Genomic DNA, 8,488 nt, shown 5'->3' on the forward strand with positions numbered 1-8,488 from the left:
GGTTACACATATAACACAAACTGACAAACAGTCTGCGCCTACACTTCCAAGCCGGAATCCTGGGCGTTGCGGTCCAGCAGGTCGGCGTTGGTTTGGGGAGTAGCTTCCGCCGGAAAGTCGCCGCCGCTGCTGTGGCCGGGCACTTTGGGCTCCATCTGGCCCAAGCCCACTCGCGAGTCGGGGTCTTCCATTTCGTCGGGGCCCTTGCGCATGTCGTCGGCCTCCAGTTCATCGGCGGGGCCATTGTTCACGCGGCGGTGGTCGGTGTCTTGGGGAGCGGGCAGGTCTTGGTCGGCGCGGTCCGAGCGCCGCTCATCTTCCGTGAGCATATTGTCGCCGGTGGTGCGCAGCTGGTCTTCGTCCTCGTTCATCGAGGTGGCCGTAATGCCGTTCGAGCTGTCTGTGCCGTAGCCTTCCTTGCCGTCGCGGTTACCAAAACCACCGCGGGCAGCGGCGTTTTTGGGTGGATCGGCGCCGGGCGTGATGTTGCTGGCGCGTAGCTCCTGCTCGTCAATCTGGTCGTTGGGTTCCTGCCGTACGGGGCGGTCTTTAGGGTCGATAGCCATGGGATGGTTGGTTGCAGTTGCTAGGGTGGGTGAACTTCTCCTAATGTGTACTTGCTTTCTGAAAACAGGGTTGTGTTCTGTCAACTGCCACATCATTTCCACAGCCTGACGCCCACGCTCCGTACCTTTGCTATATGTCTGACGCCGTTGCTACCCCTACCCTGCTCTACCTTGTGCCCACGCCCATCGGCAACCTGGAGGATATCACGCTGCGCGCCATTCGGGTGCTAGGCGAGGTAGATACCGTACTGGCCGAAGACACCCGCACCAGCGGCCGCCTGCTCCAGCACCTGGATATCAAAAAGCCTATGCTCAGCTACCACTTGCACAATGAGCACCAACAAGTGCAGCGCCTCCTCGACCGTCTGGAGCGGGGCGAGCGAATGGCCCTGGTATCGGATGCTGGTACGCCCGGCATCTCCGACCCTGGCTTTTTGCTGGTGCGCGAGTGCCTGGCGCGGGGCCTGAAGGTGGAGTGCCTACCTGGCGCCACGGCTTTTGTGCCCGCCCTGCTTAAATCAGGCTTCGGAGCCGAGCGGTTCACCTTCGAGGGTTTTCTGCCGGTGAAGAAGGGTAGGCAAACGCGCTTGCAAGAGCTGGCCCAGGAAACCCGCACTATGATTTTCTACGAGTCGCCGCACCGCATTGTGAAGACACTGGGGCAGCTAGCCGAGACGTTCGGCCCGGAGCGCCCGGCCTCCGTGAGTCGGGAGCTAACCAAGTTATTTGAGGAAACCGTGACCAGTACCCTAGCTGAGTTACACGCCGATTTCGACAGCCGCACGGCCATCAAAGGCGAAATTGTGTTGGTAGTACAAGGCGCTAAAATCGAAAAGCCCAGTAAGGCAGATAAATATGATGAAGCGTGAGGTATGAGTTGCGAATAGAAAACGCGTGTCAGCCTGAGCAAAGCGAAGGACCTTTTCACGTTTGCACGACAGGCGTCCCAACGATTCGTTTTCACATCCATCGTTCTAGTTTGAGAAGGTCCTTCGCGCTGCTCAGGATGACACGTGTTTTTCACTCACCACTTCGCAACTTCACAACCCCACAATTACTCATTAACAACTGATACGTAAGCTATGGCTACCCAAACTGCTCCTACCTCTACTACCCTGCGCCAGCCGGCGGCCGTGCCGGCCTGGCAACCGGCTTCGCTGGCGCTGTTGAGTGCTGCTTTGCTGTGGGCGGGTTGGCCGGTGCATTCGGCCCCGCTGGCGCTGCTGTTGCTGGTAGGCTGGGTGCCCTACCTACGCATGGAGCAGCTCTTGGTGCGTAGCGGCGCCAGCGGGTGGCGGGTGTTTCGCTACACCTACCTCACGCTGGTACTCTGGAACGCCTTCACCACTTGGTGGGTGAGCTACAGCACGTTGGGCGGCGGCATTGCGGCCGTGGTGCTCAACGCCCTGCTGATGTGCCTGCCCACCATGGCCTTCTACCACACCAAGCGGCTGACCGGCCCGGTGCTGGGCTACCTCTCCCTACCCATCTACTGGATTGCCTTCGAGCAACTGCACCTGCACTGGGACCTCACCTGGCCCTGGCTGACGCTAGGCAACGGCTTTGCCGAGGCTAACCAATGGGTGCAGTGGTACGAGTACACCGGCTTCTTGGGCGGCTCCCTGTGGATTTGGGTGGTGAATCTGTTGGTGTTTCGGGCGTGGTTTGGAGGGAAAAACACAGTGGCTCCGTGGTCGTTTGGGCCGGAACGCTGGCGGTGGGTAGTACCCGTATTGGCGGTGGTGGTTCCGATGAGTATTTCACTGAGTATCGGCCGCAACTATCAGGAAAAAGGCAAAACAGCCGAGGTACTGGTGATTCAGCCCAACGTGGATCCTTACAACGAGAAGTTTTCCGGCAACCCGAACTTTATCCCCTACGACCAGCAGCTCACGCGCCTGCTCACGCTCACCGAGCAAAACCTGACGCCTCAAACGCGCTTGGTGCTATGGCCCGAAACCTCGTTGGAGGAGCACTACTTTGAAGATTCCTTCGACGCAAACCCTAAGATTCAGCGCATCCGGCAGTGGCTGGGGCAGCACCCCGGCGTGGAGCTGATAACGGGCTACACGGGCGTGCTGCGCTACGCTGGCGCTGCCACCCCCACCGTGCGCTACCGCGACGACCTGGGCTGGTACGATGTGTTCAATGCGGCGGCGTTTCTGCCGGGACCTACCGGCGCGCCTACTTTCTACCACAAGTCGCGGCTGGTGCCGGGGGTAGAGAAGATTCCGCCTGCCCTAACCAAAGTTATTTCGCACATCGACCTGGGTGGCACCGTGGGCAGCTACGGCAGCCAGGACGAGCGCACCGTGTTTCGCTCCGTGCACGAGCCAGCGCTACGTGTAGCGCCGCTGATTTGCTACGAATCCATCTACGGCGACTTCACGGCTGAGTACGTGCGCAACGGCGCTACCCTGCTGGGCATCATCACCAACGACGGCTGGTGGTCCGACTCGCCCGGCCACTTGCAGCACATCCAGTACGCTACCCTGCGCGCCATCGAAACCCGCCGCGACGTAGCCCGCTCAGCCAATACCGGCATTTCGGGCTTTATCGACCAGAAGGGCCAGCGCGTGAGCAGCACCGGCTGGTGGCTGCAAGCCGCCCGCCGCTATCCCGTGCACCTCAACACCGAAGAAACCTTCTACGTGCGCCACGGCGAGCTGCTTGGTCCGCTGATGCAAATCCTGACGGGCCTGCTGCTGGCGTGGACTATTGTGGCCGCGGCACGCCGTAGGGGCGCCTTGCAGGCGCCCGTTGTTGGCACAACAGAACAATAAAACAGCCTATTAACCCAAACCTGAAACCGGGCGCGTGCGACGCGCCCCTACGCATGGATTTCAACCAACTCAGCCTACAAGTAGCCGATATTGCCCGCCGGGCCGGCCAGTTTATCCGCCAAGAAGCCGCCAACTTCGACCGCGGCCGCGTCGAGAACAAGGGTTTGCACGACATGGTATCGTATGTAGACCAACAAAGTGAGCGGCAATTGGTAGCCGAGTTGAGCGCGCTGCTACCCGAGGCGGGTTTCATCACCGAAGAAGGCACTACCACCATCGGACGGGCCGAGGAGTTCAACTGGATTATCGACCCGCTGGACGGCACCACCAATTTCATTCACGGGCAGCCGGCCTATTGCGTGAGCGTGGCCCTGATGCAGCACGGCACGCTGGTAGTAGGCGTGGTCTACGAAATCAACCAGGACGAGTGCTTCCGGGCGGCGCGGGGCGCGGGCGCTTTCTGCAACGAAAAGCCCATCCGCGTGTCCTCGGCCGATGACCTGCACGACTCGCTGCTGGCCACGGGCTTCCCCTACTACAAGTTTGATCAGCTGGATAACTACCTGAAAATCCTGGCTTCGTTCATGCAGAACACCCACGGCCTGCGCCGGGTAGGCTCGGCGGCGCTGGACCTGGCCTACGTGGCCGCCGGCCGCTTCGATGGCTATTTCGAGTTCAACATCAACTCCTACGACGTGGCCGCGGGTATCTTGCTGGTGCTGGAAGCTGGCGGCCGCGTGACACAGTTCCTGGAAGACGGCGACCCAATTTTCGGGCGCGAGGTGGTAGCCAGCAACGGCGCCCTGCACCCGGCCATGATGGCGACGGTGAAGGAGTATTGGGGGAAATAGGGCATTATCGCTCGTCTGTCATCCTGAGCTTGCGAAGGACCTTCTCACAGCAGAACGAGCCGTTGGTACGATGGTCGTCTTCACGTGATAAGGTCCTTCGCAAGCTCAGGATGACAGGATAAATAACGACTCGTTCTGCCGCGAGAAGGTCCTTCGCAAGCTCAGGATGGCAGTGCAAACACACAGCAACCCCTGCAAACTTTTCCTACCCTGCCTTAGTTGTATACCCACTATGCTTCTGACTATCACCTCCGTTGAGATTCAATATTTCATCATTGCGGCGCTGTTTGTAGCGGCGGCCTTCTACGTGGGCCGTATTTTCTGGCGGGCGTTTTTTACCAAGAGTGCGGCCGGCTGCGCCAAGGGGTGTGGCGCGTGTGGTACCATTGATGTGGATGCGTTGCAGCGCACCATCGAAAAACGACAGGCAATCAGTTAGTAACGAGCTGTTGCGCTAGTTTCCTACCTTTTGCAACAACCTGCCCCCGCCCTGGCTGCGTATAGCCGGGGCGGGGGTTTCTTTTTTATCCCCTCCCTACCCTCTCTCTAGTCAGAACCCCTACTCCTATGCAAGACAAAGAAGAAGAACGCTCGATGACCTCGGTTGAAAGAAAACTCAACCAGGAAGGCTATACCGCCGATTTTGTGGTAACCGACGGCCGCCTGCACGCCATGAGCGACGACAAAAAAACCTACGCCCCCGAGGACGTAACCATCGTGGACTTCTACCGCTTCGAGGGCGAGAGCAACCCCGACGACATGTCGATTCTGTACGCCATTGAGGCCCGCGACGGCGTAAAAGGCACCATCTCCAGCGCCTTCGGCACCTACGCCGACACCGATGTAGATGAATTTCTGAAGAAGGTAGAAGACCTGGGTAAAAACCTGGTAAAAGGTACTAAGTAGCCTACCCCGGTTTCAACCATATGTACAAGCAACGGGTACCCCGAACGATTCGGGGTGCCCGTTGCTATTTTGGGGCAGCGTCTGTCTTACTAATACGCCCCTTTCACGCGCATGGGCAGTTTATAAATACCTTCGGAAGCGGTGATGAACAGCATGTTACGATCTTTGCCGGCAAAGCAGATGTTGCCGGTCCACTTCTCGGGCACGTCGAAGTGGGCGAGCTTCTGGCCGGCGGCGCTGTATACCGTCACGCCGTTGCCGGTGAGGTACACGTTGCCTTTCTCGTCCAGGGTCATGCCGTCGGAGCCCATTTCTGCAAACAGCTGCTTATCGGTGAGGCGGCCGTCGGGGCCGAACTGATAGCGGTAGGTTTTGTTGCCGTCGATATCGGCCACGTAGAGGTAGCGGCCATCGGGGGTGCCGATGATGCCGTTGGGCTTGCGCAGCTGGTCGTCTACTACCACCGGCTGGCTTTGGCCAGGAGCCAAATAGAACACCTTTTGGCCTACCATATCGGGGCTGTTGCGCTTCCAATAGTCGCGCTGGTAGTAGGGGTCGGTGAAGTAGATGCCGCCGGTTTTGGGGTGCGCCCACACGTCGTTGGGGCCATTCAGGCGCTTGCCGCCGAAATCTTTCACCAGCACTTTTACCTTCTTATTCTCGGGGTTGATGGACCAGAGCTGGTTGTTTTCGTCGGCGCAGGCCAGCAGATGGCCTTTGGCATCGAAATACATGCCGTTGGCACGTCCGGCATCGGCCATAAACAACGACAGCTTGCCGTTGGTGTCGTACTGCCAGATGGTGTTGTTGGGCTGATCGGTGAAAAACACGTTGCCCTGGCGGTCTACGGCTGGCCCTTCCGTAAACTTGAATTGCCGGGCAATAAGCTGGGGCGTGGCAGAGCCAGCTACCAACTGGTCGGTTTGGTCATCAGGAGTATGCATACGCATTGTATCCGTAGCTAGTGCGTGTTTGGTTGCAACGGTGACTGGCAACACTAGCAACGCCGCTACTACAGCCGCGGGCAGTCGGCTACTGATTCTTGTCCATTTCATAAATTTCGCAAGCTGTTTAGAAAGTCGATTACATTATTCTGAACGTCATTCCGAGCTTGCCGAGGAATCTCGCGTGCTGATGATAGATACTATCTTTCGATAGCACGCGAGATTCCTCGGCAAGCTCGGAATGACGTTCTGGCGAACCTTATTCCCGCACCAGCTTCTTGCTGAGCTGCTCCAGCAGCTCGGGCGAAATATCCAGCGTGCGAATGGGGAAAGGAATGACGATGCCTACCCGATCGAAGGCGCGCTTGATGCGCATAATGGCCTCGCTTTTGGCACCCACGTAGTCTACCTGCCGGCGGTAGAGAATCCAGAAGCGCAGGGTGAAGTTGATGGAACTCTCGCCAAACCCCGTAAACATTACCTCCACGGGCCGGTCGGTGAGCAGGTTGGGGAAGCCGCGCATGCAGTCCAGCACCACGTCGCGGGTTTTTTCCAGGTCGGTGTCGTAGGTCACGCCGCACTCCACGTCCACGCGGCGGTGAGTAGTCACGGTGTAGTTTATCACGGAGCTTTCGAACACCTTGCGGTTGGGCACGCGCACCAGCTCCCCCGTCACTTGGCGCAGGTCCAAGGTGCGCAGGTTGATGCTCTCGATGGTGCCGAAGTAGTTTTCCGTCTGAATGACGTCGCCTACTGTGAAGGGCCGCTGAATGGCGATGATGATGCCGCTGATGAAGTTGGCCGCAATGTCCTGAAACGCAAAGCCCAGCGCCAAACCAATAATCCCGACACCCGCCAGCAGCGACGTGACCGTTTTATCGAGACTGAGTACTTCCAGCGTGAAGAACAGCCCCATCACCAGCACCGTTATATAGATAATGGTGATGATCAGGTTGTTGAGCGTGGCGCTGTGCGACACCCGCGGCAGCACGTTGCTGATAACCCGGCGCACCAGCCGCGCGATGAAATACGTGATGACGAGTATGACGACTGCCAGCAATATGTTTGGCAGCAGCAGGATAAATTGTCGTATCCAACGGGCCAGCTTATCAGACAGTAGATTAAAAACGCGATGGAAGTCTGGTAATATCACCATAGAGTAGTTGGTCAGTTGCTTAAACATACGGCGAACCTGCGGGATTGGTCAAGCGGCGCGGCGCCTACCCTGGCGGTTCCGCGTATCTTTAGGCCATGACGACAGCTTCTCCTATCCAAACGGGTTTGCTGGCCTACGGTATGTCGGGCCAGATTTTTCAGGCGCCTTTTGTGGCCGCGCATCCGGGCTTTGTGCTGCACGCCGTAGCGGAGCGCCACCAGCAGCGCGCCGCCCAAGCCTACCCTACCATCCGGAGCTATTCTAGCGTGGAGGCCCTGCTGGCCGACCCGAAGCTGGAACTGGTGATTGTGAACACGCCCAACAACACCCACGTGGATCTGGCTACCCAGGCCCTGCGGGCGGGCAAGCACGTGCTGGTGGAAAAGCCTGTGGCCATTACCACCGCCGAGCTGGAAGAGCTACTAAACCTGGCGCAGCAGCAAAACCGGCACTTTCTGGCCTACCAAAACCGCCGTTGGGACAGCGACTTTCTGGCCGTGCGGGACGTGGTAGCCAGCGGACAGCTGGGCAAGCTGCACGAGGTGCACTTCCGCTACGACCGATTCCGGACCCCGCTCAACGCCAAGAAATTCAAGGAAGAGCCCGGCCCCGGCGCCGGCTTGTTCTACGACCTGGGTCCGCACCTGCTCGACCAGGCCATCAGCCTGTTTGGGACGCCGCTGAGCTGCACCAAAACCCTGACCAGCCACCGTCCCAACTCTCAGGTAGATGATTATTTCCACCTGCACCTGCGCTACCCCGAGGGCTTGGAAGTGTTTCTGACCAGCGGCTTGCTGGTGGCGCAGCCGGGGCCGGCCTTCGTGCTGCACGGCACACGCGGCAGCTTCAGCAAGACGCGCGCCGACGCCCAGGAAGCCCAGTTGCAAGCCGGCATGCGCCCCACCGAGCCTGGCTTCGGCCACGAGGCGCCCGAGCACGCCGGCCGCCTCACGTTGGCTGCCCCCGGCACCGACGAGCTGACGACCACCGCCTACCCCGGCCTGACAAGCAACTACCTGGGGCTGTTTGAGGCCGTGTTCCAAACCATTCGGAACGGCGCGCCCTACCCCATCCGGCCAGAGGAGCTGCGCGCCCAGCTGGCCTTGCTGGAGCATCCGGCTATTTAGCTGTTAGCTAGTAGCTGTTGGCTACTAGCTCATGTTCAACGAAAAGCTATCAGCCAACAGCTACTAGCTAATAGCTAATAGCTACATCACCGAGGGTGAGGTCCTGCGCCTGCGCAATTAAAATAGCGCGCCGCGCAAACATTTTGCGTAGTATA

9 protein-coding genes are annotated in these 8,488 nt (G+C 59.0%); 6 read left to right on the plus strand and 3 right to left on the minus strand.

The genetic code is table 11. From position 1 onward, the window contains the following. Nucleotides 1-38: 38 nt before the first annotated feature. The gene (locus H8B15_RS06245; RefSeq protein ID WP_187318807.1) at nucleotides 39-566 is read right to left on the minus strand and encodes a hypothetical protein; all 528 of its coding nucleotides are present in this window, start codon (nucleotides 564-566) and stop codon (nucleotides 39-41) included. Between the two features lie 134 nt (nucleotides 567-700). On the opposite strand from H8B15_RS06245, the gene rsmI reads away from it, so the two are divergent. From rsmI to H8B15_RS06270, 5 genes are all read left to right on the plus strand, one after another. Further along, a complete protein-coding gene (rsmI, locus tag H8B15_RS06250; protein ID WP_187318808.1) occupies nucleotides 701-1,435 on the plus strand; it encodes a 16S rRNA (cytidine(1402)-2'-O)-methyltransferase in 735 nt (244 codons plus the stop codon). Between the two features lie 213 nt (nucleotides 1,436-1,648). Next, nucleotides 1,649-3,349, plus strand: a complete 1,701-nt coding sequence (gene lnt / locus H8B15_RS06255; RefSeq protein ID WP_187318809.1) for an apolipoprotein N-acyltransferase — start codon at nucleotides 1,649-1,651, stop codon at nucleotides 3,347-3,349. 53 nt (nucleotides 3,350-3,402) lie between these two features. Continuing rightward, nucleotides 3,403-4,200: an inositol monophosphatase family protein gene (locus H8B15_RS06260; RefSeq protein WP_187318810.1), complete on the plus strand. Its 798-nt coding sequence runs from the start codon at nucleotides 3,403-3,405 to the stop codon at nucleotides 4,198-4,200. Between the two features lie 232 nt (nucleotides 4,201-4,432). Next, the gene (locus H8B15_RS06265; protein ID WP_187318811.1) at nucleotides 4,433-4,639 is read left to right on the plus strand and encodes a FeoB-associated Cys-rich membrane protein; all 207 of its coding nucleotides are present in this window, start codon (nucleotides 4,433-4,435) and stop codon (nucleotides 4,637-4,639) included. A gap of 128 nt (nucleotides 4,640-4,767) precedes the next feature. Next, nucleotides 4,768-5,106, plus strand: a complete 339-nt coding sequence (locus tag H8B15_RS06270; protein WP_187318812.1) for a hypothetical protein — start codon at nucleotides 4,768-4,770, stop codon at nucleotides 5,104-5,106. 89 nt (nucleotides 5,107-5,195) lie between these two features. Here the strand turns inward: H8B15_RS06270 and H8B15_RS06275 are convergent, their stop codons facing one another. Continuing rightward, entirely contained in the window at nucleotides 5,196-6,050 is an 855-nt protein-coding gene (locus H8B15_RS06275) for an SMP-30/gluconolactonase/LRE family protein (RefSeq protein WP_246455326.1), read from the minus strand. A gap of 259 nt (nucleotides 6,051-6,309) precedes the next feature. Further along, nucleotides 6,310-7,233: a mechanosensitive ion channel family protein gene (locus tag H8B15_RS06280; RefSeq protein WP_246455327.1), complete on the minus strand. Its 924-nt coding sequence runs from the start codon at nucleotides 7,231-7,233 to the stop codon at nucleotides 6,310-6,312. A gap of 68 nt (nucleotides 7,234-7,301) precedes the next feature. On the opposite strand from H8B15_RS06280, the gene H8B15_RS06285 reads away from it, so the two are divergent. Next, entirely contained in the window at nucleotides 7,302-8,333 is a 1,032-nt protein-coding gene (locus tag H8B15_RS06285; protein ID WP_187318814.1) for a Gfo/Idh/MocA family oxidoreductase, read from the plus strand. The last annotated feature ends 155 nt before the right edge of the window (nucleotides 8,334-8,488 follow it).

This window comes from Hymenobacter citatus (assembly GCF_014333615.1).
GTDB lineage: Bacteria > Bacteroidota > Bacteroidia > Cytophagales > Hymenobacteraceae > Hymenobacter > Hymenobacter citatus.

Excerpts from the sequence above, each read along its gene's own strand:
- H8B15_RS06245 (WP_187318807.1), bottom strand. The coding sequence starts at position 566 with ATGGCTATCGACCCTAAAGACCGCCCCGTACGGCAGGAACCCAACGAC.
- rsmI (WP_187318808.1), top strand. The coding sequence starts at position 701 with ATGTCTGACGCCGTTGCTACCCCTACCCTGCTCTACCTTGTGCCCACG.
- lnt (WP_187318809.1), top strand. The coding sequence starts at position 1,649 with ATGGCTACCCAAACTGCTCCTACCTCTACTACCCTGCGCCAGCCGGCG.
- H8B15_RS06260 (WP_187318810.1), top strand. The coding sequence starts at position 3,403 with ATGGATTTCAACCAACTCAGCCTACAAGTAGCCGATATTGCCCGCCGG.
- H8B15_RS06265 (WP_187318811.1), top strand. The coding sequence starts at position 4,433 with ATGCTTCTGACTATCACCTCCGTTGAGATTCAATATTTCATCATTGCG.
- H8B15_RS06270 (WP_187318812.1), top strand. The coding sequence starts at position 4,768 with ATGCAAGACAAAGAAGAAGAACGCTCGATGACCTCGGTTGAAAGAAAA.
- H8B15_RS06275 (WP_246455326.1), bottom strand. The coding sequence starts at position 6,050 with ATGCATACTCCTGATGACCAAACCGACCAGTTGGTAGCTGGCTCTGCC.
- H8B15_RS06280 (WP_246455327.1), bottom strand. The coding sequence starts at position 7,233 with ATGTTTAAGCAACTGACCAACTACTCTATGGTGATATTACCAGACTTC.
- H8B15_RS06285 (WP_187318814.1), top strand. The coding sequence starts at position 7,302 with ATGACGACAGCTTCTCCTATCCAAACGGGTTTGCTGGCCTACGGTATG.